The following is a 22,843-nucleotide window of genomic DNA, read 5'->3' on the forward strand; positions in this document are numbered from 1 at the left end:
GGGCAGGGGGTGTGGGACGGTTGCGCAGCGACGACAGGTCGACGGCACCGCGCATGACGGAACCGGGGGCGGGAGTGCTCACGGGGACACCTTCGCTTCGAGGAGACTGGATCGGTAACCGAGGAGGCGGATCGGGTCGTTCGACCCCTGGCTGGGGACGTAGAAGAAGATCTGATCCGAGTACGTCGTCGTGAACCCCTTCGCGGACTGGTCGACGCCGGTGAGCGCCTTGACCGCGGGGTTGTTGTCGAGCTTGATCACGGCGTCGGCGTTCGTCGGCTTGGCCGTATCGCTCTCGTAGACGTTGACCGCCACGATCGCACCGGTGTCGAGGGTCGCGAGCGCGATGGGGGCGGTGGGGCCGGCGGACGCGGTGAAGCTGATCTCGGCGGTGCCCTGACCGGTCTGGTTGAGCTCGTCCGTGCGCTTCTTCTTGTTGTCCTCGATCGCGGGCAGCAGAAGATCGTTGGCCGTGTCGAACTTCGCCCAGGATGTGCTGTTCTGCCCGTTGTTGATGAGATCGGCGTACGCGGCCGCGAGCTCATTCGGGGCCATGACCAGGAACGACGAGTCCGGCGGCACCTGCGTCGCTCCGACGTACGGGGCCGCGAGCTCGGGGAGGTTCGTGGATGCCTCGAGGTTGCCGACGTAGGACGCTCGGTACTCCGACCACGGATTGTCCTGCGTCATCATCATGATGGTCGTCGTGGGGGCGCTCGCGTCGTCCGACTCGACCACCGTCATGACCGTTCGCGGCCACGTGTTCGTGGTCTGCGGGAGGGTGATCTGCACCGGCTCCGCGGGGATGGCGGGGAGGGCGGGTCGATCGGGGATCGCCGCGCGCAGGGTGTAGTTCGTCTTCCGTTCGGCGAGGGCGGGGCCCGTCAGACGCGTCTCGGCGGTGGTGGCGTCCATCGCGGCATCCGCCTGCGCGACCGTCTGCGAGATGCGCGACACGATCCGCTGCGCCTGCGCCTCGGTCACGGCCGGGGGGAACTGTCCTTCCGGCACGATCACCGTCGTCGAGGGGCTGGGCGAGTCGGACGCCGCGAGCTGTGGCCACGCGTCGGCCGAGCAGCCCGCGAACAGCGCCGCGGAGACACCCAGAGCGGGGAGCGCGATGAGTGCGCGTCGACCGCGCCCGAGCGTCGGACGCCGGGAGGACTCGCTGATCACGCCCTTGTCGGGGGTGTCGGCGATCGCGATGGGCTCGGTGACGGGCAGCGGAAGCCCCTTGCGACGAGGCCGGCGCGACCGCCGGACATGACGGATGCCGAGGATGTAGAGCACCAGGCCGATGAGCAGCACGATCCCTCCGCCCACGATGAGCGGGCCCGCCCACGGGGTCGAGTTGTCGACGGGCCACGTCAGAGTGATCGACGAGGGAGCCGGCGCGGTTCCGTCCGAGGCGACCAGGACGCTCATGTCGGCGGGGAGCTGCAGCGTCTGCGTCAGGGCTCCGGGTTGCTCGAACTCGTCGAGCCAGAGGTCGGAGCCGACGGGAGACCGTCCGCCCGCGGCCTGCGCGCCGGTGCTGTCCGCAGCGCCGGTGGTGTCGGTTCCGCCGGTGGCGTCTCCCGCACTCGGTGCGGTCGGGCGGGGTGTCACCGTGGGCTGGACCACCGAGGTCTGCAGGCCGCCTTCGTCCCCGGTCGTCACCGCGGTGTACGCGGCATCCGCCAGCCAGGCACGCATGTCTTCGGTGCGGCCGTATGCCACGAAGACGTTCGAGCTGCCCTCGACGCGGAGGGTCTGCGCCCCCGGCAGCTTGCCGAGCACGGCACCGTCGATCATCGTGTACGCGGTCGATCGATCCGTCTGGATCGATTCCGATGCCTCCGCGGGACCTTGGAACACGGTGCGCTGGGCGATGCCCGCACCGATCATGACGGCGGCGATGATGAACGCCACCACGGCCCAGACGAATCTCACGCTATGCACCATCCCCAATCGGCGACGCGGGTGGTCGCCGAAGAATCGACGTTTCAGACTATCGGAGGACTCCTGAAAGTTCTCGGCGAGGAGCATGTGCGCCACGCGCCCGACGGCTCAGTATCCTTGCGGGACGGACGCGGCCACGGCCGCAGGAGGCGGGAGTCCCCGGCATGAAGATCCACAACCCCTTCCGGGTGGCGTTACTCGCGACACTCGGCGTCGGCGTCGGGCTCCTGCTCATCGGCAGTGTCGAGAATCTCTCGACGATCCTGCTGTATGTCGGCACCGCGCTGTTCCTGTCGCTCGGCCTCGACCCTGTCGTCTCTTTCCTCGAACGACGCGGTCTGCCCCGGTGGGCCGCGGTCCTCGCGACGATCCTCGGTGTGCTCGGGATCTTCGCCGGAATCATCTTCATGGTCGTCCCGATCATCGTGAGCCAGATCACGCAACTCGTCGCCCAGATCGAGCAGCTCTTCCGCCCCGGCCGGTGGAACGAGATCGTCCTCGGGGCGCAGGATTGGGCTTCCGCCAACTTCCCCTGGCTCCGCCTCGACGAGGTGTGGGCCGGCATCCAGCACTGGTTCTCGACGCTGGACGTGGGCTCCATCTCGACGATGATCGGGAACAGCCTGCTGTCGTTCGGAGGTGCCATCGCGGCCGGCCTCGGCGGAGCCTTCATCGTGCTCATCCTGACGATCTACTTCACGGCATCCACTCCCTCGCTGAAGTCGGCCGTCTACCAGCTGGTACCGGCGTCCAAGCGCGCGCGCTTCATCGAGCTCGCAGAGAAGATCACGGACTCGGTGGGCTACTACGTCATGGGCCAGGTGAGCCTGGGAGTGATCAACGGCATCCTGAGCGCGGTCTTCCTGAGCATCATCAAGGCTCCGTTCCCCGCGGTGCTGGCGGTCGTGGCCTTCTTCTTCTCGTTGATTCCGCTCGTCGGTACCCTGACCGGCTCCACGATCATCGTGCTGACCTGTCTGATTCCCGGGCTCGGATCGCCCACCACCGCGATCATCGCCCTGATCTACTACCTCATCTACATGCAGATCGAGGCGTACGTGATCTCTCCCCGCATCATGAACCGGGCGGTGTCCGTCCCGGGCGCTGTCGTCGTGATCTCGGCCCTGGCCGGAGGCGCGCTCCTCAATCTTCTGGGCGCGCTGATCGCGATCCCGGTGGCCGCGAGCATCCTGATCATCTACCGCGAGGTCATCATCCCGCGGCAGAACGAGCGCTGAGGCGGATCAGACGGCGTCGTCGTCCCACTCGGTCGCGAGCGGGAGGGCGTCGGGGTTCACCGCGGCCACGATCTCGGTCAGGACGCGCCGCGTCTGCGTCTCGCCGACCCACAGGTGCTTACCTCCCTCGACGCCGATCAGCGTGGCGTGCGGGATCGACGCGAATCGCTCCCGGGCCTCGGCCGGGCGGAGGTAGTCGTCGAACTCCGGCGCCAGGACGACGACCCTGCGGGAGTCACGGCCCCACGCGGCGACCTCTTCGGCGGTGGCGCGGTGAAGCGGTGGCGAGAGAAGGATGATGCCTTCGATGTCGTGATCGCGCCCATACTTCAGGGCCAGCTCCGTGCCGAACGACCATCCGACGAGCCAGGGACGCGGGAGACCGCGCTCGCGGACGAGGTCCATCGCCGCGGCGACGTCGAACACCTCGGCGGCTCCCCCGTCGAAGCTGCCCTCGCTCGTCCCGCGCGGCGAGGTCGTGCCGCGCGTGTTGAAGCGCAGCACCGCGAGATCGGCGAGGGCCGGTAGACGGCCCGCGGCCTTGCGCAGGATGTGCGAGTCCATGAACCCTCCTGCGGTCGGCAGCGGGTGCAACGTCACGAGGGTCGCGACCGGCTCGCGATCGGCCGGGAGCGCGAGTTCGCCGACGAGAGTCAGACCGTCGACCGTGTGCAGCTCGACGTCTTCACGTCGCGCCGGAAGCAGAACGGGTCCGCGGATCTCCATCACGCAATCCTCCAACAAGGGGTGTGCCAGTGTCGGCGCGCGGCCAGGTCGGCCGCGTCACCCAGGACGCCGTCCGCGCGCCACACGACCACGTGTGCCACGCCCGGCTCGACCACCCGGCTGCATCCCGGACAGCGGTACTCCTTCTGCGCCTGCGGGGCGGAGATCGGCTGGACGGTCCACTCGGTGCCGCGTTTGAACTCGGTGCGCTTCCATCCCGCGATCAGGCGGTCCAAGGACTCATCGCCGCGCCGGGGATCCGGGCGACGCTTGCGTGAGCGGGGCATGGATGCCACTCACCACCAGTGATTGCTGGTCCAGAAGGCGTAGGCGCCGGCCCAGCTGCCGTAGCGGCCTGTCGCGTAACCGGTCGCCCATCGCAGGTTGTCGACCGGGTCGTAGCCGTTGCCCGGGACCTTGCTGCACGGGAGCGCCTGAACGAGACCGCACGCCCCCGAGGACCGATTCGTGGCATTCGGGTTCCACCCGCTCTCGCGGCTGACGATGTAGTCGACGTAGCCCATGTCGGAATCGGCGATCCCGGCCGCGGCCATCCACTCGGCGGGAGCGCCGCCACCGGTGTAGAAGAGTGGTCCTCCCCCGCCCCCGTCCGAGGAACCCTGCTCGCGCGGCGAGGGGGTCGGCGTCGGTGTGGGCTTCGGCTTGAGGTAGACGTTGTAGCTCGCCCGATCGAGGGTAGGCGCCTCACGCTGGCCCGAGGTCGAGACCTCCTGCGTGTCGTTGCGCCCCTCGGCGAACAGCGTCACGGTCTTCGGTTCCTCCGCCTGCGCGCGCGGGATGATCGCCCCCATCGGCCCCACGTACGCCGCAGCGAACAACAGGGCGGCTCCTCCGGCGAACACGCCGACGACGCCGCGCCGACGCGACCAGCGCGGGGCACGGCGATGCGGGAGAGCGGGGGGAACGACGTCCCCCGAGCTCGCGCCGTGGCGCGATACGTGGCGGGACGACGCACGTGTGAGGTCGGATCCGGAAGTCACAGTTCCCCGATTCTACCGATCCGGCGCGATGGGCGCGACGAGTGCGGGATATGCATCAACCGATAGCGAGCATGACCTCGACGACGGCGTCCAGGACGGCGTCCACCTGCTGCTCGCGATAACCGCCTCGCTCCATTCGGAACGCGACCGCGCGCACCTGCTCCGCGGTGATCGGATCGCCCGACGCCAGATAGCGTGCGATGCGGTCGGCGGCGACATCCACCTCGTCCACGCGGTACCCGTAGCGCAGGAATCCGACGCGATCGAAGCGCTGCCCCCGGGGGCGTTGCAGACGGTCGAGAACGACCTGCGCGGTGTCGCGCGTCTCCGCCACCCAGGCGCGGGCCCCCAGCCGGGAGAGCGCGTGCTCACGTTCCCGCGCGGCGAACGCGTCCTCGACGCGACCGAGCGCCGCGTCGACCGGGGCGATCGCATAGCCCCCGCGCACCAGGGGGAAGGCCGTGGCACGGACCTCCGTGGAGCGGAGCGTCCCGTCCGCGTCGGATTCGAACGCTTCGCGAGCGCGGGCGAGAAAATGGTCCACGGCGCGCTTCTCGTAGCCCTTCGTCCGCCCGGGGGCGTCGGGGAACAGCGCGGTGGTCCGGCGGCCGTCGGTCGGCGTTTCAGTCATGACACTCCCAGCGGGGCGAGCAGATAGAACATGGCGAGAGCGGCGATGGCCGACGGCAGGATCGAGTCCAGACGGTCGAGGACTCCGCCGTGTCCGGGCAACCAGGAACTCATGTCCTTGATGCCCAGGTCGCGTTTGAGCATGGACTCGCCGAGATCGCCCACGGTGGCCGTGGCCAGCACCACGCCGCCGAAGATCAGCCCCGCCCACCACGGGACGTGGAGCATGAACGCGGCGAGGATGACTCCGGCCACCAGCGCGGCGACGCACGCGCCCGCGAAGCCCTCCCAGGTCTTCTTGGGGCTGATGCGCGGCGCCATCGGATGGCGCCCCCCGCGTCCGAAGGTGAGGCCGGACACGTAGGCGCCGGTGTCGGACACCACCGCGACGATCAGGAAGGCCAGAACCCACCACTCACCCCGGTTCTCCGACAGCAGGATCGTCGCGAAGCTGCCGAGGAAGGGCAGGTAGAGCTGAAGGAACCCCGCGACGAGGACGTCGCCCAGGACGTCTGACCGTGTCCTGCCGTCCCGCGCGAACATCTGCGCGACCAGCCGCCAGACGATCACGACGACGACCGACGCGATCGCGGCGACCCAGTGCACCCACAGGCCTGCGAAGAAGCCGCTGAGAAGCAGGAGCAGCCCCAGGCCGAGTTGCGGGACGATATCGACCCGTCGTCCCGCGGCCTGCAGCGCGCGCGAGAACTCGAAGATGGCGAGCCCGACTGCCGCTGCGGCGAACAGGACGAAGAGCCATTTGAAGAAGATGAGCGAGGCGATGACGACCGCGCCGATGGACACACCGATCAGCGTGGCGAGGATCAGGTCGCGACCGGTGCGCTGCTTGATCCGCTCGTTGGCCTGGTCGAACTCCGCCCGGGCTTGAGCGATGTGCTGCTCGGCGTCGGTTCGCATTGCGCGCAACTGCGACTCGATCGCCGTCACACCTTCACCGGTCGCCGGCGACCGCCGGGACCCGTCGACGCGACGACGACCAGCCGCACCGCTGTGCGGCTCGGCCTCGTCGCGTGCGGAGTCATCGGTCATGGACGTCAGACCTCGAGAAGCTCGGCCTCTTTGCGCTTGAGGGCCTCGTCGATCTGGTCGACGTGCGCGCGCGTCACGCCGTCGAGCTCCTTCTCGGCGCGGACGAGCTCGTCCTCGCCGACGTCGCTCTTGAGCGCGTCGAGGTCGTCCTTGGCCTTGCGGCGGAGGTTGCGGATCTGGACCTTCGCGTCTTCACCCTTGCCGCGCACGAGCTTGACGTACTCTTTGCGTCGCTCTTCGGTGAGCTCGGGCATCGTGATGCGCACGATGTTGCCGTCGTTCGTGGGGTTGACGCCGAGGTTCGGCATGTCGCGGATCGCCTGCTCGATCGCCTTCAGCGCCGACTTGTCGTACGGGTTGACCACGAGGGTCCGCGCCTCGGGGTTGTTGAGCGAGGCGAGCTGCGCCAGCGGTGTCGGCGAGCCGTAGTAGTCGACCAGGACCTTCTGGAACATCTGGGGGTTCGCGCGCCCGGTGCGGACGGTAGCGAAGTCCTCCTTAGCGGCCTCCACGGCGCGATCCATGCGCGTTCCGGCATCGGCGAGGACATCGGCGATCACGGTGACTCCATTCGTTGGGACTGACATCTCAGTCTAGTCGCGCGTGGACCCGGTGCCCCGGGCCCACGCGCCGGGTCACGCCGTGACGAGCGTGCCCATCGTGTCGCCGAGGAGAGCGCGGGTGACGTTCCCCTGGGGCTCCATCCCGAACACGCGCATGTCGATGCCGTTGTCCATGCAGAGGCTGAAGGCGGTCGAATCCACGACCTTGAGCCCCTTCTGGAGGGCGTCGTTGTACGTGAGGTGGTCCAGCTTCGTGGCGTTCGGGTCGACGCGCGGGTCGGCCGTGTAGACACCGTCGACGCCGTTCTTCGCGACCAGCACCTCGACGGCGCCGATCTCGAGGGCGCGCTGGGCGGCCACGGTGTCCGTCGAGAAGTACGGCAGTCCCGCACCGGCGCCGAAGATCACGACGCGCCCCTTCTCGAGGTGACGCACGGCACGGCGCGGGATGTACGGCTCCGCCACCTGCGTCATCGAGATCGCGGACTGGACGCGCGTCGCGGCCCCCGCCTGCTCGAGGAAGTCCTGGAGGGCAAGCGCATTCATCACGGTGCCGAGCATTCCCATGTAGTCGGCACGACCGCGGTCCATGCCCCGCTGACTCAGCTCCGCGCCGCGGAAGAAGTTGCCCCCGCCCACGACGACGGCGATCTCGACACGGTCGACCGCCTCCGCGATCTCTCGTGCGATCTGGCTGACGACGTCGGGATTGACTCCCAGCTGCCCCCCGCCGAACGCCTCACCCGACAGCTTCAGGAGCACCCGGCGGCGCTTGCTCGCTTCATCGATCACGTGTCATGTCCTCTCGTTCTGTCCAAACTATCTGCCCCGCCGCGCAGTCGAAACGTCGCGCGCGCAGGAAAAAGGCCCGGGATGCACTGGCATCCCGGGCCTTTCACGACTGCTTACGCGCCGACCTTGAAGCGGGCGAAGTCGGTCAGGGTGAGACCGGCGTCGGACGCGACCTTGGCGACGGACAGCTTGTTGTCCTTCGCGTAGTCCTGGTCCAGCAGAGCGACCTGCTTGAAGAACGCGTTGACGCGGCCCTCGACGATCTTGGGCAGGGCCGCCTCGGGCTTGCCCTCGTTGCGGGAGATCTCGGTGACGATCTCGCGCTCCTTCTCGACGTCGGCCTCGGGCACGGCGTCGCGGGTGAGGTACGAGGGGTTCGCGAACGAGATGTGCTGCGCGATCGAGCGAGCGGTCTCGGCGTCGTCACCGGTGTAAGCGAGCACCACGCCGACCTGCGGGGGCAGGTCCTTGCTGGTCTTGTGAAGGTAGACCTCGAATTTGTCGCCCGAGATCGTGCGCACGCGGCGGAGTTCGACCTTCTCGCCGATGATCGCGGCCTCGTCGGAGATGAGCTGCTCGACGGTTTTGCCGTCGGCGTCAGCGGCCAGGGCGGCCTCGACCGAGTCGGCGCCCGCGGCGGCGGCCGCGTCGGCGACCTTGTCGGCCAGGGCGATGAAGCGCTCGTTCTTGGCGACGAAGTCGGTCTCGCAGGCGAGCTCGAGCAGCGTCACGGAACCGGCGTTCTCGCGGGCGACGACCAGGCCCTCGCTGGTGGAGCGGTCGGCGCGCTTGGCGTTGCCCTTGGCACCCTTGAGGCGCAGGATCTCGACGGCCTTCTCGACGTCGCCGTCAGCCTCTTCGAGAGCCTTCTTGGTGTCGACCATGCCGGTGCCGAGCTGCTCGCGCAGCGCCTTGATGTCGGCGATCGTGAAGTTTGCCATGGTGTGGCGTCTCCTTGTCGTGTGCGTTCTTGATAAAAGCTCGGCGGGGCCGTGGCACCGTACCTCGCGGAGAGATACGGTCACGACCCCGCCGGATCGTAGCCTGTGCGGGTGACACGCCCCCCACCAGGAGGTGACGCGTGTCGCGCGGATTACTTGCTGTCGGCAGCCTCGGCGTCGGCGACCTCGGCGGCGGACTCGTCCGACTCGGCGGCGACGGTCTCGTCGTGCGCCTCGGCACCGGCCTCGTCGGCAGCCGACTCGGTCGCGGCCTCCGTGACCTCGGCGTTGGTCTCAGCCGGCGTCTCGAGCAGCTCGCGCTCCCACTCGGCGAGGGGCTCGGCGGCCTCGTCCTCACCGGCGGGCTGGTGACGCTGGATCAGACCCTCGGCGGCAGCGTCGGCGATGATGCGCGTGAGCAGGCTCACGGAGCGGATCGCGTCGTCGTTGCCGGGGATCGGGTACTGGAACTCGTCGGGGTCGGCGTTCGTGTCGAGGATGCCGATGACGGGGATGCCGAGCTTCTTGGCCTCGTCGACCGCGAGGTGCTCGCGCTTGGCGTCGACGACCCAGATGGCCGACGGCGTCTTCTGCAGGTTGCGGATACCACCGAGCGACTTGTGCAGCTTGTCGAGCTCGCGCTTCTTGAGCAGGAGCTCCTTCTTGGTGAAGCCGCTCTCGGCCGGGTTCTCGTAGTCGAGCTCCTCGAGCTCCTTCATGCGGGCGAGGCGCTTCGACACCGTCTGGAAGTTGGTGAGGAGGCCACCGAGCCAGCGCTGGTTGACGTAGGGCTGGCCCACGCGGGTCGCCTGCTCGGCGAGGACTTCCTGCGCCTGCTTCTTGGTGCCGACGAAGAGGATGGTGCCGCCGTGCGCGACGGTCTCCTTGACGAACTCGTACGCCTTGTCGATGTAGCCCAGCGACTGCTGCAGATCGATGATGTGGATGCCGGAGCGCTCGGTGAGGATGAAGCGCTTGACCTTCGGGTTCCACCGGCGGGTCTGGTGTCCGAAGTGAACGCCGCTGTCGAGCAGCTGGCGGATGGTGACGACGGCCATGGTCGTACTCCTGTTTCTGGGCGCTCGCGCGCCATGGTTGTGGTTGATCGCGCCGGACGATTCGTCCGGCGAGCCTGGTGCCCGGCGCACACCCGCCACCCACCGAAGTGGAGGACCATGGGGTGTGGATGCCACGCGATGCGCTGTCCCTCGGGACGGCGCGCTGCGCTCTGGGCACGCGGAGTCATCTCGAGTACACGAGATGCGTCCTTCAGTGTACAGGACGGCGGTCCGCGGATGCTCGCCGCGACAGCTCCTCCCCCGCGGCGTGTCTCCCCTCGCTGTCCCCCGCGCGGCCGATGCGGACGTCTCGCGGTCCGAGCCAGCGCGACGATGGCCCGATGAGATGCCTCATTCCTCGGACGATCGCCTTCTTGGTGGCTGCGCTGCTGGCCGTATCCTCCGGTGCGGCGGTGGCCCTCCCCGGCGACGACCTCTCCTCGCGCGGGTGGATCTGGCCCGTCGACGAGGTCCGACTCGTGCGTCGGTTCGAGGCACCGGCCCACGCCTACGGGCCCGGTCATCGCGGTCTCGATCTGGCTTCCACGGCCGTTGTTCGAGCGCCGGCCGCGGGACATATCGCGTTCGCCGGGATGGTGGCGGGCCGCTCCGTCCTCACGATCGACCACGGGGACGGCCTCGTGACGACGCTGGAACCCGTGCAGACGGACCTGACGGTGGGAGCGGCCGTGTCCCGCGGATCGCCCGTGGGCGTCGTCGCGCCGGAGGGACACTCGCGGCCGGGAACGGTGCACTTCGGTGTGCGCTGGGGCGGGGAGTACATCAACCCCCTGCGCTTGCTGGGCGGGGTGCCGCGCGCGGTTCTGCTCCCCTGCTGCTGAAACGCTCCGGGGCGTTGTCAGTCGACCTGGTTGTCGCGCCCCTCGATCGTGCGGTCCCCGATGCCGCCGCCGGCTCGGACGGTGTTGTTCTGTCCGCGGATGGCGACGGACGCGATCGTTCCCGCGACGGTGATCTGGGTGCGATCCCCACTGAGATCGACACTTCCGATCGATCCTGCCGAGGACAGCACGCCGTCGTTGCCCTGGACGGAGAGTGTCGTGATCTCGGCGGCATCCACGCGAACACGATCGCCGGCGATCGCCAGCGTTCCGATCTGCGCCGTCGTCGCGTCGACCGTCAGCGCGCTCCCGGAGATCGACACCTGTGCGCACGAGCCCGTCAACCGCACGGTCTGTTCGCTGCCTGAGATCGACTTCGACTCGCCGTCGGCGCAGGTCAGGGCATCGCCGTCCGTTCTCTCGGCATCCGCGGGCTCCGAAGCCGATGGGACCGACGACGGCGTGGCGGGTACGACCGAGGCGGAGGGAACGACCGCCGTGGGGGCCGCGCTCGCTCCCGACATCGCCGGAGGGAGCCGCGTCACCGTCGGCTGCGGCGAGAGAGAGCACGCGGCGAGGGCGACGGCGAGAAGCCCCGCTCCGACGAGCGCGCTCCCGCAACGACCATGGCGATTCACCTCTCCCACGGTAGAGCGGAGAGACCACGGACGCCATACCCGAGAGGCGAGGAGCGACAGTCCGTCGGCGGGTGACCGAGGGGCGTGGAGCGTGGGTTGCGGGGGTGGTGGCCCACGAACGGAGTGCGTTCCCACGCCCGGTGGACGCGCGAAGGTCGACCGGGCCTTCTGCGGCCGGCGCCGGGGCACGAAAGGGCGGGTCAGCCTCCCGAAAGAGGGAGAGCGAGGTGCGTCACGCGCGCGGGTGCGCCAACCGGTACGCCTCGCGCAAACGTTCCCCGGAGACGTGTGTGTAGATCTGCGTCGTACCGAGGCTCGCGTGGCCCAGGATCTCCTGCACCGTTCGCAGGTCCGCGCCCCCGTCCAACAGGTGGGTCGCGGCGGAGTGCCGCAGGGCGTGCGGACCCAGGGTCTCGGCGCCGACGACCGGCGCGACCACGCGCGACACGAGGGCGTGAACAGCGCGCGGCCCCAGGCGTGCCCCTCGGGCGCCGAGGAACACCGCGTGTCCCGCCGCGCCGTCGGCGCGGGCGTTCAGGACGGGTCTCGCGCGCACGATGTAGGAGTCGAGAGCGCGCCCGGCCGGTACGCCGTAGGGAACGACGCGTTCTTTGTCGCCCTTTCCGCGGACGCGGAGAGTGCGGTTGTCGTGGTCGATGTCGTCGAGGTCGAGGCCGCACAGTTCCGATACCCGGGTTCCCGATCCGTACAGCACCTCGAGAATCGCGTGATCCCGCACGGCGATGGCGTCCCCGGATCCAGCCTGCTCCGCCGCGGCGTCGAGCACCTCGTCCAGCGCCGAGGCGGTCGCCACGACAGGGAGTGTGCGTCCGCGTTTCGGCGCGGTGAGACGCGCGGACGGGTCGGTCTCGATCAGGCTCTCCTCCCGCGCCCACGAGAAGAAGGCCCGCACCGCGGAGGTACGACGAGCGGCGGTGGCTTTGGACAACCCCGCGGACGTCGCCTCCCATTGCCATTGCCGAAGGGCTTCGATGTCGAGGTCCTCGAGCGGACCGTCACCTCTCGAGCGCGCCAGCTCCGCCAGGTCGGACCGGTAGGCGCGCACCGTCGCGGGTGAGAGCCGACGCACCACGGCGAGGTGCGTCAAGAACTTCTCGGTGGCCACGGAGATACGCATGCGCCCAGCCTGCCTCGGCCTGCCCTCGGACGACGGAGGGCGCGCACAGCACCGTCGTGTTCTCATCCCGCAGCAGCCCGCCACCGTCCTTCGTCGTCCCTCACCGCCCTTCCCTCGAGTGCCGCCAACCCGAGATGGGTCTGTACGTGCGCGATCGAGAGTCCGCTTCGACGGGCGATCTCGTCCGCGCCTCGGGCGACCCGGGTCGACAGGGAGTCGATCACACGGGTCGTGTCATCGGTCCGGCCCTCATCGAGGGAAGGGACGGCATCGGCCTCGGGACCGGGTGCGCAGCCGAGCATCTCGAGAACGTCCTTCGCCGACGTCACGCACACTCCCCCGTACTCGCGCAGGATGCGATGGCAGCCCGCCGAGGCGGCAGATGTGATCGGGCCGGGGACGGCGCCCAGCTCGCGACCGAGCGTTGCCGCGTGCGCGGCGGTGTTCAACGATCCGCTGCGCCATCCCGCTTCCACGACCACCACCGCGTCCGCCATCGCGGCGATGAGCCTGTTGCGCGAGAGGAATCGCCACTTCGTGGGGCGGGTCCCGCAGGGCGTCTCGCTCCACACGGCCCCAGTGGAGGCGATCCTGCCGAGGAGGCCCTCATGCCCCCGAGGGTACGGCCGATCCACTCCGCCCGCGAGGAAGGCCACGGTCCGCGCGCCGGTGGACAGAGCGGCTCGGTGTGCCGCACCGTCGATCCCGTAGGCCGCGCCCGACACGATCGTGACGCCGGAGGCGCCGAGATCTGCGGAGAGGTCCGCCGTCACACCCTCACCGTATGCCGTCGCCGCCCGCGCTCCCACGATCGCCACAGCCGGAGCGTTCTGATCCTCGGCGCGACCGCGAACCCACAGCGCCACCGGGGCGTGCACGCCCAGATCGTCCACCCGGGACGGCCACGCCGGATCACCGGGGACGACGAGGCGCGCCCCGACCCGTCGCGCGCCGTCGAGAGCACCCCGGACGGCGTCGGGTCGCAGTCGCGGCGCCCACCGCGCCCGAGCCGCTGCCCACTCGTCTTCCGTGGGCGTCGCCGCGACACGCAGGGCCTCGAGAGGACCGACGGCCGAGATCAGCGCGCCCGCCGCCCCGTCGCCCGGCTCGGCGATGACGTTCCACACGACGCGAGCGTAGGTCTGCTGCTCCGTGCCGAGGACGACGCCCTCGATTCCGCGGAGCGCGACGAGCGCAGCGTCCGCCGACAGGTCAGGGAGGGTCATGCGCTCGTCGCCCGCCGCAGGTACAACGCGCGCCCGATGTCGTCGACCGTGATGCCGTCATGGCCGGCGATGTCGGCTACCGTCCAGGCCACGCGCAGCAATCGGTCGTACCCGCGCAACGTGAGCGCTCCGCGACGCAGTGCGGTGTCCAGGGGGCGGAGGACCTCGACCGTCGGAGCGGCCGGTCCCCGCAACCACGTCCCGGGGACGTCGGCGTTGCGCGACCACGGGGTGTCCTCCCAACGCCGAGCCGCCCGCTCACGGGCGTTCCGGACGACAGCGCGCGCCTCCTGCGTGGTGAGGCGCGACGTCTGGTCGTCACGTCGCGCGGCGGACACCCGCTGGAGCCGCAGGTCGATGTCGATTCGATCGAGGAGCGGTCCGGACAGTCGACGGGTGTAGCGCCGGATGGCCTGCGGAGCGCAGTCGCAGGATCCACCCGGGACGCCGTACTGCCCGCACGGACAGGGGTTCGTCGCGACCACGAGTTGAAACCGGGCCGGGTAGGTCGCCGCGACCCCGGAACGGTGCAGGTGGATCACTCCGCTCTCGAGGGGCTGGCGGAGGGCATCGAGCACGGAGGCCGGGAACTCCCCTCCCTCATCCAGGAAGAGCACGCCCTCGCTCGCGCGGGCGATCGCACCGGGACGCACCACCCCCGATCCCCCACCGATCAGCGCGGCCGCGCTCGCCCCGTGGTGAGGGCTCTCGAACGGCGGGGTCCGAGAGAGGTGCACCACCGTCTCTCCCGAGAGCGAGCGCACGGATGCCACCGACAGGGCAGCCTCGTCGTCCAGGTCGGGAAGGATGCCGGGGAGCCGCCGAGCCAACATCGTCTTGCCCGCGCCGGGCGGACCGCTCATCAGCAGGTGGTGACCCCCGGCCGCCGCGACCACGAGCGCATCGACCGCGTCGCCCTGTCCGATGACGTCGGCGAGCTCGAGCGGATCCTCGTCGGCCGGGGGCGGAGCCGTGGCGCGGACAGGCTCGAGCTCGACCGCGTCGCAGGTCCCTCCGTGCCACCGCACGACCTCCGCGAGACAGCCCGCGGCACACACCTCGATGCCGTCGACGAGCCGCGCCTCGCCCGCGTTCGCCGCGGGAACCACCACTCGGCGGTGACCGGCGCGCTGCGCCGCGACGACAGCGGGAAGCACTCCCGGGACCGGACGAAGCCTTCCGTCGAGTCCGAGCTCACCGATGTGCACGGTGGTGGCGACGCGAGCCGCGTCCATCGCCCCCGTCGTCGCGAGGGCCGCCACCGCGATCGCGACGTCGAACCCCGAGCCCCGCTTCGGGAGGCTCGCCGGAGAGAGGTTGACGGTGATCCGACGCTTCGGAAGCGCGAGCCCGCGGTTCGCACAGGCGTTGCGTACACGCCGACCCGCCTCGCCGAGCGCTTTGTCGGGCAGGCCGATGATCGAGAACTCCGGTGTCTGCTGCGAGAGGTCGGCCTCGACATCCACGAGGTCGCCGCGGAGGCCCGACAGCGCCACCGCCCAGGTGCGCGCGATGGTCACAGTGCGTCCTCCAGGTGCTCGAGCCGTCCCGTCGCGGGGTCGGATCCGGTGACCGCGATCGCGTCGATTCGAAGTCGACGTCCCCGCGCCTCATGGGGGTGTTCTGCGATCCAGGCCATCGCCAGCCGCCACAGCCGCGCTGCCTTGCGCTCATCGATGGCGTCGAACGGGTGACCGAAGGCCTCGCTCGAACGGGTCTTGACCTCTATCACCACGAGCGCACCGTGGTGATCCGCGACGATGTCGATTTCGCCCTGCGGACACCGCCAGTTGCGGTCGAGGATGCGGTAGCCGCTGTTGCGGAGATGCGCGACGGCGCGGCTCTCGCCGGCTCGCCCGAGTTCGTCTTTCGCTGCCATGACCGAGAGCGTGACAGCAGGGCAGCACGTTCCGACGTGGCGGAGAAGCCTTCAGTGGACACACCCGCGAATCGCGGTGTCGGGGAGAAGCCTCACCCTCACGCGGCCGGGCGACTCTCAGTTGTCGAGAGAGAGCTCTTCCGGCAGCTGGAAGTCACGCCGCGAGAGCTCTTCCACGTTCACGTCCTTGAACGTGAGGACGCGCACGGACTTCACGAAGCGGTCGGCGCGATAGATGTCCCACACCCAGACGTCCGACATCGAGATCTCGAAGTAGAAGTCGTGCTCGGTGTCGCGGCGGACGACGTTCACGTCGTTGGCCAGATAGAACCGGCGTTCGGTCTCGATCACGTACTGGAACTGCTGCACGACATCGCGATACTCGCGGTACAGGGCCAGTTCGAGTTCGCGGTCGTAGTCCTCGAAGACGTCGTCATCCATGGTCTCTCCATCCTAGGCGCGCGAGGTCGATCCGGTCGCACGGTGCCGTCGCCCCGGGCGCGTCCTCGTCGTCCGCGACGGACTCAGAAGAGTGTCGGCGCCGCGGCGATCGCCCAGGAGTGCCGATGATGCTTGCTCATCCCGTGCACGGAGATGGCCTCCCGGTGATCGAGGCTCGCGTACCCCTTGTTGCGCGCCCAGCCATACGCCGGCAGATCGTCGTGCAGGTACGTCATGACGGTGTCGCGCGCGACCTTGGCGATGACGGATGCCGCGGCGGCACTCGCGCAGTCACGATCGGCCTTCACGATGGGCTGCACCCGCAACCCCGACTCCCCCGCCGGAGTGATGTAGTCGTGGTTGCCGTCGAGGATGACCACCGCGTCGTCCGTCACCACGCCGTGAGCGCGCAGGTCGGCGATCGCGCGAACGGCGGCGAGCCCGAGCGCCCGGATGATCCCGATCTCATCGACCTCTTCCGAGCTCGCCCACCCGACGGCGCTGTGCTGGACGAATGCCGCAGCCCGGGCGGCCACCTCGGGACGTCGCGCCTCGGGGACGAGCTTGGAGTCGCGGAGTCCGACGGGCACACGCTTGCGCGAGCGCGAAAAATCGATCACCGCGGCACCCACCGCCACGGGCCCGGCCAGGGCCCCGCGCCCCACCTCGTCGCACGCGATGACCAGCGCGTGCTCCTTCAACAGGCGGCGCTCGAGGGTCAGCGTCGGCTCGATCACGGCGTGGCCTCGGGCGCGGGCACCCCCGCGAACACGTTGTGGTGGAAGTCGATGAGTCCGAAGCGCGAGAAGGGCCAGGTGATGAGGAAAGCACGCCCGACGACGTTGTCGATCGGCACGAAACCGTGTCCGGGCTGATCCTGATTGAAGCGGGAGTCCTTGGAGCTGTTCCGATTGTCGCCGAGCACCCAGAGCGAGCCCTGAGGGACGGTGATGTCGTACGGGACGGGATTGGGCGCCGTCGCTCCGGGGAACAGCTTCACGTACGGCTCGTCGAGGGGCACGCCGTTGACGGAGGTCTGCCCGAGCGCGTTGCAGCACACGACGTGGTCGCCCGGAGTCCCGATCACGCGCTTGATGAGGTGGTCGTCGCTGTCGGGGGCCGAGAGGCCGAACAGCGACAGCACCCAGTCGGCGCCCTCCACGAGGGGCGGACGCGCAGGCTGGGGCGCATGGTCGAGCCAACCGCCCGGATCACGGAAGACGACGACGTCGCCGCGGGAATACTGCCCGAAGCGGGGCGTGAGCTCATCGACGAGGATGCGGTCCTGTTCGATCAGCGTGTTGTTCATCGACGCGGAGGGAATGTAAAACGACCGGACGACGAACGTTTTGACCAGGAACGAGACCGCCAACGCGATAAGGATGATGACGACGATGTCGCGGAAGAACGCGCCCCATCCCCGTCGCCGACGGTTCGAGGGGACGGATGCCACGGCATCCGGGGTCGACGCGGTCTGGTCGCTCATCACAAAGATCCTTCACCGGGCTCGCCGCACACCGGAGAACCGCACGAACAAGGGTCGCACATCGACGGCGCACCGCCGGACGGCGGCGCTCTGAAAACGCCGAACGCCCCGCGGCAGAGCCCCGGGGCGTTCGAGAGAGACGACTCAGCGGTCGCGCTTCTCCTTGATCTTCGCCTTCTTGCCACGGAGGTTCCGCAGGTAGTACAGCTTGGCGCGACGCACGTCACCGCGGGTGACGACCTCGATGTGGTCGATCACGGGGCTGTGGACCGGGAAGGTGCGCTCGACGCCGACCTGGAAGCTGACCTTGCGGACGCAGAAGGTCTCGCGCACACCGTCGCCCGAGCGGCCGATGACGACGCCCTGGAACACCTGGATACGCGAGCGGTTGCCTTCGGTGATGTTGACGTGCACCTTGACGGTGTCACCGGGGCCGAAGGCGGGGATGTCGGAGCGGAGCGAGGCCGCGTCGACGGAGTCGAGGATCTGCATGATCGTCACTTCCTGCGACCGCCACAGGTCGATCGCACGATAAAAGGGGAAAAGGTGAGGCGTGCCCGAGGCTGCGGATGCAGCCGGACTCCCCTGAGGCAGAGCCGGTCAGGGCACAAACGCCTATTCTGCCACGGCGCGGGACACGCGCCAAACCGGCTCAGTCGCGCGGCGCGCTCTCCGACACCACGATCACGTCGCCGGTGGTGCGGGGACGCGGAGGTTCCGCGGTGGGCGGGATGTAGGCCGTGCCGTCGTGGGTGTGCATCACGGTCATCGACCCGCGCGCCTCGTTCCACAGCTGTGACAGCGACGACCAGAACAGCACGAGCGCGCCCGCGACGCTGAGAACCAGCAGGGGGAAGAAGGCGCGGGAATCGTAGAACCCCAGCGCGACGATGACGACGTGCCAGACGCCGAGTCCGACGACGTCTCGCCACGCGACGGCACGATGGAGACGAACGGCGCTCCGCGCACGGACCAGCAGCGTCAGCAGGATCTGCGACACGAAGACGGTGGGAGCCGCGATCAGGAGCCACAGCAGGGCCCACGCGCTGCCGCCGGCGAACACGATCCACCCGACGAACAGCCACAGCGGCAGGACGAAGGCCGCGGGGAACAGCCAGCGGAGGAAGACTCGGCGAAGCACCATGGGCCGAGGCTACGCACCGTCACTGTGCACCGCCTATGAGTGCCACAGGGCGTGGTCGAACGGTACGAGCAGACCGGGGACGCGGATCGGAGAGAATGGAGGGAACGAAAGGGAACCACCGATGATCGAACTGCGCACTCCTGCCGAGATCGAGGCGATGCGGCCGGCCGGCCGATTCGTCGCCGAGGTGCTGGCCACCCTGCGCGACGAGACAAAGGTGGGAACCAATCTCCTCCACCTCGACCGTCGCGCCCATGACATGATCCGCGCGGCCGGGGCGGAGTCCTGCTACATCGACTACCACCCGTCCTTCGGCGCCAGCCCGTTCGGGAAGGTCCTCTGCACCTCGATCAACGACGCGGTCCTGCACGGCCTGCCCCACGACTACACGCTGCGCGACGGCGACCTCGTGTCGCTCGACTTCGCGGCATCCGTCGACGGGTGGGTCGCCGACTCGGCGGTGTCGTTCGTCGTCGGCACGCCGCGTGACGAGGACCTCGCGCTCATCGACACGACCGAGCGTGCCCTCGCCGCCGCGATCGACGCCGCGACCGTCGGCCACAAGATCGGCGACATCTCGGCGGCGATCGCCGCCATCGCCCACGCCGAGGGCCTGAGCATCAACACCGATTTCGGCGGTCACGGCGTCGGCCGCACCATGCACGGCGACCCGCACGTCGCGAACGACGGGAAGGCGGGCCGCGGATACCCCCTGCGCCCGGGCCTGGTCATCGCCCTCGAGCCGTGGTTCCTGCAGACGACGGACGAGCTCGTCACCGACCCCGACGGCTGGACCTTGCGCAGCGCCGACGGCTCGCGGGGCTCTCACTCCGAGCACACGGTGGCCATCACCGCCGACGGCCCGATCGTGCTCACCGACCGCTCGTTCCTCGGCGTTCGCTGACGACGGATTCCGGATGCCGCGGCCTTCGGGTCGCGGCATCCGTGCTCTCCGGCATCCTCGCGCTCGAAGAAACGCACGTTCCTCGCAGATCCGGCGTCGAGAAGCGCGAGAGCCTCGCGATCCCACGAGTTCGGGGAACCCGCGACCGCGCGCACAGCGGCACGACGGTCCCCCGGGAGCCGCGACCCGGCCGGCGGGTACGTCAGTCCGCAAGCAGGTCTGGACGACGCTCGCGCGTGCGCTCGAGCTGCTGTTCGCGACGCCACGCGGCGACCGCGCCGTGGTTGCCGCTCAGAAGCACCGGCGGAGCCTCACGTCCACGCCAGACCGACGGCTTGGTGTACGAGGGATACTCGAGCAGCCCGTCTTCGTGCGATTCTTCGACGAGGCTCTCGGGGTTGCCGACGACCCCGGGGACGAGACGGCCGATCGCCTCGATCATCGCCATCACGGCGACCTCTCCCCCGTTGAGGACGTAATCGCCCAGGCTGATCAGGCGCACCTCACCGAGCTCGGCGGCGTAGTCGAAGACGCGTTCGTCAATGCCCTCGTAGCGACCGCATCCGAAGACGAGGTGCGAAGCGGCGGACAGCTCGCGCGCCGTGGCCTGCGTGAAACGCTCGCCGGCGGGCGAGGGGAAGACGATGACGGGGCGCCGCTCGACATCGCCGACGATGTCGTCAAGCGCCTCACCCCACGGCTCCGGCTTCATCACCATGCCGGCACCCCCGCCGTACGGGGTGTCGTCGACGGTGCGGTGACGATCGTGCGTGTAGTCGCGCAGGTCGTGCACGCGCACGTCGAGCAGCCCGGTCGTACGTGCCTTGCCGAGCAAGGACACTTCGAGAGCGTCGAAGATCGTCGGGAAGATCGAGACGACGTCGATGCGCACGTCAGTCCTCGCGGGCTGCGGTGTCGTCGTCGTCGGAATCGTCGAGCGCGGAGTCGCCCGGCTCATCTCCGTCGTCGCTCGGCAGGTCTTCGAACAGTCCGGCCGGGGGCGTGACGACCACGCGGCCGCCGGCGATGTCGACCTCGGGGACGATGGCGCTCACGAACGGCACGAGCACCTCACGATCCTCTCCCGACGGTCGCACGATGAGAAGGTCTTGCGCGGGGAAGTGGTCGACGCGGACCACACGTCCCGCGATCTCGCCGTCGCGCACGACGTCGAGGCCGACGAGCTGGTGGTCGTACCACGCGTCGTCTTCGGCCGGGGCGTCGGCGGTGTCCTGGTCGATCCAGAGGATCGCCTTGACGAGCTCTTCGGCCGCGTTGCGGTCGTCGACGCCCTCGAAGAAGGCGACGGGGTGGGAGTTCATCCAGCGGAACTCGCGGACGGTCAGCGGACGACCGTGCCAGGGCGACGACTCCGGCACCTGCAGAGTGAAAGTGTTGCCCGGGACGAAGCGTCCCTCGGGGTCGTCGGTGTAGAGCTCGAGCTTGAACGCGCCCTTGAGGCCATGGGCCTTGACGAGGCGCCCCACGCGGAGCTGTGTCTTGGCGGGCTGTCCGCCCGCGATGTCGCCGGCTGCCATCAGTCGTCGGCCACGTCGACGCGCACGCGGCGCCCGTCGGCGAGGGCGGAAACGACCGTACGCAGAGCTTTGGCGGTGCGTCCGCCGCGCCCGATCACGCGACCCCGATCATCGGGGTGCACGCGAACCTCCAGCACGTCGCCGCGCGGCGACGTGCTGGAACGGATGGTCACGTCCTCGGGGTGATCGACGATCCCCTTGACGACGTGTTCGAGCGCGGCAGACAGCACGGGACTTACTCGGCCGAGGTCTCGGCGGCGTCGTCGGCCGAAGCGTCGGCCGCGGGGGCCTCCGCCTTCTTCTCGGCCTTGGGCTTGACGACCGACTTCTTCGCGGCGTCGGCCTCGAAGGCGGCCTTCGGCTCGCGCACCTTGACGGTGGAGACGGCGTCCTTGTCGCCCTTGAACTTGCCCCAGTCGCCCGTGAGCTTGAGGATCGCAGCGACCTGCTCGGTGGGCTGCGCGCCGACCGAGAGCCAGTACTGCGCGCGCTCGGAGTCGACCTCGATGAACGAGGGCTCCTCGGTCGGGTGGTACTTGCCGATCTCCTCGATCACACGACCATCGCGCTTGGTACGCGAGTCGGCGACGACGATGCGGTAGTAGGGCGCACGGATCTTACCGAGACGCTTGAGACGGATCTTGACAGCCACGAATTTTCTCCTGGATGGTGAAAAGCGAACGAACCGGTCGCCTGGAGCGTGGGGTGCACACCCGGCGGAAGCTCAAAAATGGCGGGCCGGCACTGGATAGAGGGTCGAGTGCCTGGTCCGACCCTCTATTCTGCCAGATGACACGGCAAGGCGCGAAACAGAGAGCGCCGCGTGTCCCGTGTCAGACTGACCGGATGACGCTGCCGTTCGCCTCCTCGACGCGATCCTCTGTGGGGCTGGAGTGGGAACTCATGCTCGCCGACCGCGAGACGGGAGACCTCGTCCCCCGGGCGCCCGAGATCCTCGAGCTCGTCGAGGAGCGCACCGCTCTCGAGCGTTTCACCGTCACCGGCGAGCTGCTGACGAACACCGTCGAGGTCACCAGCGGGGTCGGCGACACCGTCGCCGCCGCCGTGGACGACATCGCGGACGCCATCGGCGCGCTCCGCGACGAGACCGAGAAGCGCGGTATCGAGCTGCTCTGCGCGGGGAGCCACCCCTTCGCGCAGTGGTACGACCAGCAGGTCACCGACAAGACGCGCTACCACACGCTGATCGAGCGCACCCAGTGGTGGGGGCGCAACATGATGATCTGGGGTGTGCACGTCCACGTCGGCGTCGACTCCGTCGACAAGGTGCTGCCGATCGTCAACGCGCTGACCGTGTTCCTCCCCCACCTGCAGGCGCTGTCGGCATCCAGCCCTTTCTGGGCCGGAGAGCGCACCGGATACGTCTCCAACCGCTCGCTCGTCTTCCAGCAGCTGCCGACGGCGGGGCTCCCGTGGCAGTTGGAGACCTGGGATCAGTTCGAGTCCTACCTCGACGACATGGTCCGCACCGGTGTGATGGCGGATGCCAGTGAGGTGCGCTGGGACATCCGTCCGGCGCCGCGCTGGGGAACCGTCGAGATCCGCGCGTGCGACGGGATGTCCACCCTGCCCGAGCTCGCCGCGGTCGCAGCTCTCGCCCAGACCCTCGTCGAGCACTTCTCGCGGCTGCTCGACGAGGGGCGCGA

At 69.2% G+C, this 22,843-nt stretch carries 28 protein-coding genes; 4 read left to right on the forward strand and 24 right to left on the reverse strand.

The genetic code is table 11. From position 1 onward, the window contains the following. Positions 1-78: 78 nt before the first annotated feature. Entirely contained in the window at positions 79-1,932 is a 1,854-nt protein-coding gene (locus tag NS220_RS12280) for a glycosyl transferase (RefSeq protein ID WP_346335424.1), read from the reverse strand. A 173-nt stretch (positions 1,933-2,105) separates the two neighbouring features. Between NS220_RS12280 and NS220_RS12285 the strand changes: the two genes are divergently transcribed. Further along, on the forward strand, positions 2,106-3,179 hold the full coding sequence (locus NS220_RS12285) for an AI-2E family transporter (RefSeq protein WP_058624342.1): 1,074 nt from the start codon (positions 2,106-2,108) through the stop codon (positions 3,177-3,179). A 6-nt stretch (positions 3,180-3,185) separates the two neighbouring features. Here NS220_RS12285 and NS220_RS12290 read toward each other — a convergent pair whose 3' ends face one another. The 9 genes from NS220_RS12290 to rpsB all read right to left on the reverse strand — a co-directional run bounded on the left by NS220_RS12290 (position 3,186) and on the right by rpsB (position 9,940). Further along, on the reverse strand, positions 3,186-3,905 hold the full coding sequence (locus NS220_RS12290) for an alpha/beta hydrolase (protein WP_058624343.1): 720 nt from the start codon (positions 3,903-3,905) through the stop codon (positions 3,186-3,188). Then, complete coding sequence (locus tag NS220_RS12295; protein WP_058624344.1) at positions 3,905-4,192, reverse strand: hypothetical protein; 288 nt, start codon at positions 4,190-4,192, stop codon at positions 3,905-3,907. The genes NS220_RS12290 and NS220_RS12295 overlap by 1 nt, the downstream gene beginning before the upstream one ends. 9 nt (positions 4,193-4,201) lie before the next feature. Then, positions 4,202-4,906: a transglycosylase SLT domain-containing protein gene (locus NS220_RS12300; RefSeq protein ID WP_242864613.1), complete on the reverse strand. Its 705-nt coding sequence runs from the start codon at positions 4,904-4,906 to the stop codon at positions 4,202-4,204. Positions 4,907-4,961: 55 nt separating this feature from the next. Next, on the reverse strand, positions 4,962-5,537 hold the full coding sequence (locus NS220_RS12305; protein WP_058624345.1) for a DivIVA domain-containing protein: 576 nt from the start codon (positions 5,535-5,537) through the stop codon (positions 4,962-4,964). Beyond that, positions 5,534-6,586 (reverse strand): phosphatidate cytidylyltransferase, encoded by a 1,053-nt coding sequence (locus NS220_RS12310; RefSeq protein WP_058624346.1) that lies wholly within the window; start codon positions 6,584-6,586, stop codon positions 5,534-5,536. The genes NS220_RS12305 and NS220_RS12310 overlap by 4 nt, the downstream gene beginning before the upstream one ends. Before the next feature lie 5 nt (positions 6,587-6,591). After that, on the reverse strand, positions 6,592-7,146 hold the full coding sequence (gene frr / locus NS220_RS12315; protein WP_058624347.1) for a ribosome recycling factor: 555 nt from the start codon (positions 7,144-7,146) through the stop codon (positions 6,592-6,594). A 75-nt stretch (positions 7,147-7,221) separates the two neighbouring features. After that, positions 7,222-7,941 (reverse strand): UMP kinase, encoded by a 720-nt coding sequence (pyrH, locus tag NS220_RS12320; protein WP_058624348.1) that lies wholly within the window; start codon positions 7,939-7,941, stop codon positions 7,222-7,224. 113 nt (positions 7,942-8,054) lie between these two features. Next, on the reverse strand, positions 8,055-8,882 hold the full coding sequence (tsf, locus tag NS220_RS12325; RefSeq protein ID WP_058624349.1) for a translation elongation factor Ts: 828 nt from the start codon (positions 8,880-8,882) through the stop codon (positions 8,055-8,057). Between the two features lie 152 nt (positions 8,883-9,034). Continuing rightward, a complete protein-coding gene (gene rpsB / locus NS220_RS12330) occupies positions 9,035-9,940 on the reverse strand; it encodes a 30S ribosomal protein S2 (RefSeq protein ID WP_058624350.1) in 906 nt (301 codons plus the stop codon). A 341-nt stretch (positions 9,941-10,281) separates the two neighbouring features. Between rpsB and NS220_RS12335 the strand changes: the two genes are divergently transcribed. Further along, positions 10,282-10,782 carry a murein hydrolase activator EnvC family protein gene (locus NS220_RS12335; protein ID WP_058624351.1) on the forward strand — a complete coding sequence of 167 codons (501 nt, stop codon included), beginning with the start codon at positions 10,282-10,284 and terminating at the stop codon, positions 10,780-10,782. Positions 10,783-10,799: 17 nt separating this feature from the next. Here NS220_RS12335 and NS220_RS12340 read toward each other — a convergent pair whose 3' ends face one another. From NS220_RS12340 to NS220_RS12385, 10 genes are all read right to left on the reverse strand, one after another. Then, the gene (locus tag NS220_RS12340) at positions 10,800-11,420 is read right to left on the reverse strand and encodes a DUF3060 domain-containing protein (protein ID WP_153004269.1); all 621 of its coding nucleotides are present in this window, start codon (positions 11,418-11,420) and stop codon (positions 10,800-10,802) included. Between the two features lie 232 nt (positions 11,421-11,652). Continuing rightward, entirely contained in the window at positions 11,653-12,558 is a 906-nt protein-coding gene (locus tag NS220_RS12345; RefSeq protein ID WP_058624353.1) for a tyrosine recombinase XerC, read from the reverse strand. A gap of 62 nt (positions 12,559-12,620) precedes the next feature. Continuing rightward, on the reverse strand, positions 12,621-13,784 hold the full coding sequence (dprA, locus tag NS220_RS12350; protein ID WP_058624354.1) for a DNA-processing protein DprA: 1,164 nt from the start codon (positions 13,782-13,784) through the stop codon (positions 12,621-12,623). After that, a complete protein-coding gene (locus tag NS220_RS12355) occupies positions 13,781-15,304 on the reverse strand; it encodes a YifB family Mg chelatase-like AAA ATPase (RefSeq protein ID WP_058624355.1) in 1,524 nt (507 codons plus the stop codon). The genes dprA and NS220_RS12355 overlap by 4 nt, the downstream gene beginning before the upstream one ends. Beyond that, positions 15,301-15,663, reverse strand: a complete 363-nt coding sequence (locus tag NS220_RS12360) for a YraN family protein (RefSeq protein ID WP_058624356.1) — start codon at positions 15,661-15,663, stop codon at positions 15,301-15,303. The genes NS220_RS12355 and NS220_RS12360 overlap by 4 nt, the downstream gene beginning before the upstream one ends. Before the next feature lie 117 nt (positions 15,664-15,780). Then, positions 15,781-16,104, reverse strand: a complete 324-nt coding sequence (locus NS220_RS12365) for a DUF2469 family protein (RefSeq protein ID WP_013586353.1) — start codon at positions 16,102-16,104, stop codon at positions 15,781-15,783. 83 nt (positions 16,105-16,187) lie between these two features. Further along, complete coding sequence (locus NS220_RS12370) at positions 16,188-16,841, reverse strand: ribonuclease HII (RefSeq protein ID WP_058624357.1); 654 nt, start codon at positions 16,839-16,841, stop codon at positions 16,188-16,190. Further along, the gene (lepB, locus tag NS220_RS12375; RefSeq protein ID WP_058624358.1) at positions 16,838-17,590 is read right to left on the reverse strand and encodes a signal peptidase I; all 753 of its coding nucleotides are present in this window, start codon (positions 17,588-17,590) and stop codon (positions 16,838-16,840) included. The genes NS220_RS12370 and lepB overlap by 4 nt, the downstream gene beginning before the upstream one ends. A gap of 144 nt (positions 17,591-17,734) precedes the next feature. Beyond that, on the reverse strand, positions 17,735-18,082 hold the full coding sequence (gene rplS / locus NS220_RS12380) for a 50S ribosomal protein L19 (protein ID WP_043363166.1): 348 nt from the start codon (positions 18,080-18,082) through the stop codon (positions 17,735-17,737). A gap of 160 nt (positions 18,083-18,242) precedes the next feature. Beyond that, positions 18,243-18,734, reverse strand: a complete 492-nt coding sequence (locus NS220_RS12385) for a hypothetical protein (protein ID WP_058624359.1) — start codon at positions 18,732-18,734, stop codon at positions 18,243-18,245. Between the two features lie 121 nt (positions 18,735-18,855). Between NS220_RS12385 and map the strand changes: the two genes are divergently transcribed. Then, positions 18,856-19,638, forward strand: a complete 783-nt coding sequence (gene map, locus NS220_RS12390) for a type I methionyl aminopeptidase (protein ID WP_058624360.1) — start codon at positions 18,856-18,858, stop codon at positions 19,636-19,638. A gap of 202 nt (positions 19,639-19,840) precedes the next feature. On the opposite strand, the gene trmD is transcribed toward map, so the two are convergent. The 4 genes from trmD to rpsP are packed head-to-tail and all read right to left on the reverse strand — an operon-like array spanning position 19,841 to position 21,828. After that, positions 19,841-20,530, reverse strand: a complete 690-nt coding sequence (trmD, locus tag NS220_RS12395; RefSeq protein WP_058624361.1) for a tRNA (guanosine(37)-N1)-methyltransferase TrmD — start codon at positions 20,528-20,530, stop codon at positions 19,841-19,843. A 1-nt stretch (position 20,531) separates the two neighbouring features. Next, the gene (rimM, locus tag NS220_RS12400) at positions 20,532-21,176 is read right to left on the reverse strand and encodes a ribosome maturation factor RimM (RefSeq protein WP_058624362.1); all 645 of its coding nucleotides are present in this window, start codon (positions 21,174-21,176) and stop codon (positions 20,532-20,534) included. Beyond that, positions 21,176-21,406 (reverse strand): RNA-binding protein, encoded by a 231-nt coding sequence (locus NS220_RS12405; RefSeq protein ID WP_013586345.1) that lies wholly within the window; start codon positions 21,404-21,406, stop codon positions 21,176-21,178. Before NS220_RS12405 ends, rimM begins: the two co-directional genes overlap by 1 nt. 5 nt (positions 21,407-21,411) lie before the next feature. Beyond that, positions 21,412-21,828, reverse strand: a complete 417-nt coding sequence (gene rpsP / locus NS220_RS12410) for a 30S ribosomal protein S16 (RefSeq protein ID WP_058624363.1) — start codon at positions 21,826-21,828, stop codon at positions 21,412-21,414. A 194-nt stretch (positions 21,829-22,022) separates the two neighbouring features. On the opposite strand from rpsP, the gene NS220_RS12415 reads away from it, so the two are divergent. Then, positions 22,023-22,843: YbdK family carboxylate-amine ligase (locus NS220_RS12415; RefSeq protein ID WP_058624364.1), on the forward strand; the 821-nt coding region annotated here is incomplete at its 3' end.

The sequence above is a fragment of the Microbacterium testaceum genome (assembly GCF_001476655.1).
Lineage (GTDB): Bacteria > Actinomycetota > Actinomycetes > Actinomycetales > Microbacteriaceae > Microbacterium > Microbacterium testaceum_C.

What these genes read in the sequence shown, in the direction of transcription:
- NS220_RS12285 (WP_058624342.1), top strand. Translation starts at nt 2,106, where the DNA reads ATGAAGATCCACAACCCCTTCCGGGTGGCGTTACTCGCGACACTCGGC.
- NS220_RS12290 (WP_058624343.1), bottom strand. Translation starts at nt 3,905, where the DNA reads ATGGAGATCCGCGGACCCGTTCTGCTTCCGGCGCGACGTGAAGACGTC.
- NS220_RS12295 (WP_058624344.1), bottom strand. Translation starts at nt 4,192, where the DNA reads ATGCCCCGCTCACGCAAGCGTCGCCCGGATCCCCGGCGCGGCGATGAG.
- NS220_RS12305 (WP_058624345.1), bottom strand. Translation starts at nt 5,537, where the DNA reads ATGACTGAAACGCCGACCGACGGCCGCCGGACCACCGCGCTGTTCCCC.
- NS220_RS12310 (WP_058624346.1), bottom strand. Translation starts at nt 6,586, where the DNA reads ATGACCGATGACTCCGCACGCGACGAGGCCGAGCCGCACAGCGGTGCG.
- tsf (WP_058624349.1), bottom strand. Translation starts at nt 8,882, where the DNA reads ATGGCAAACTTCACGATCGCCGACATCAAGGCGCTGCGCGAGCAGCTC.
- rpsB (WP_058624350.1), bottom strand. Translation starts at nt 9,940, where the DNA reads ATGGCCGTCGTCACCATCCGCCAGCTGCTCGACAGCGGCGTTCACTTC.
- NS220_RS12335 (WP_058624351.1), top strand. Translation starts at nt 10,282, where the DNA reads ATGAGATGCCTCATTCCTCGGACGATCGCCTTCTTGGTGGCTGCGCTG.
- NS220_RS12345 (WP_058624353.1), bottom strand. Translation starts at nt 12,558, where the DNA reads ATGCGTATCTCCGTGGCCACCGAGAAGTTCTTGACGCACCTCGCCGTG.
- dprA (WP_058624354.1), bottom strand. Translation starts at nt 13,784, where the DNA reads ATGACCCTCCCTGACCTGTCGGCGGACGCTGCGCTCGTCGCGCTCCGC.
- NS220_RS12360 (WP_058624356.1), bottom strand. Translation starts at nt 15,663, where the DNA reads ATGGCAGCGAAAGACGAACTCGGGCGAGCCGGCGAGAGCCGCGCCGTC.
- NS220_RS12365 (WP_013586353.1), bottom strand. Translation starts at nt 16,104, where the DNA reads ATGGATGACGACGTCTTCGAGGACTACGACCGCGAACTCGAACTGGCC.
- lepB (WP_058624358.1), bottom strand. Translation starts at nt 17,590, where the DNA reads ATGAGCGACCAGACCGCGTCGACCCCGGATGCCGTGGCATCCGTCCCC.
- rplS (WP_043363166.1), bottom strand. Translation starts at nt 18,082, where the DNA reads ATGCAGATCCTCGACTCCGTCGACGCGGCCTCGCTCCGCTCCGACATC.
- NS220_RS12385 (WP_058624359.1), bottom strand. Translation starts at nt 18,734, where the DNA reads ATGGTGCTTCGCCGAGTCTTCCTCCGCTGGCTGTTCCCCGCGGCCTTC.
- map (WP_058624360.1), top strand. Translation starts at nt 18,856, where the DNA reads ATGATCGAACTGCGCACTCCTGCCGAGATCGAGGCGATGCGGCCGGCC.
- rimM (WP_058624362.1), bottom strand. Translation starts at nt 21,176, where the DNA reads ATGGCAGCCGGCGACATCGCGGGCGGACAGCCCGCCAAGACACAGCTC.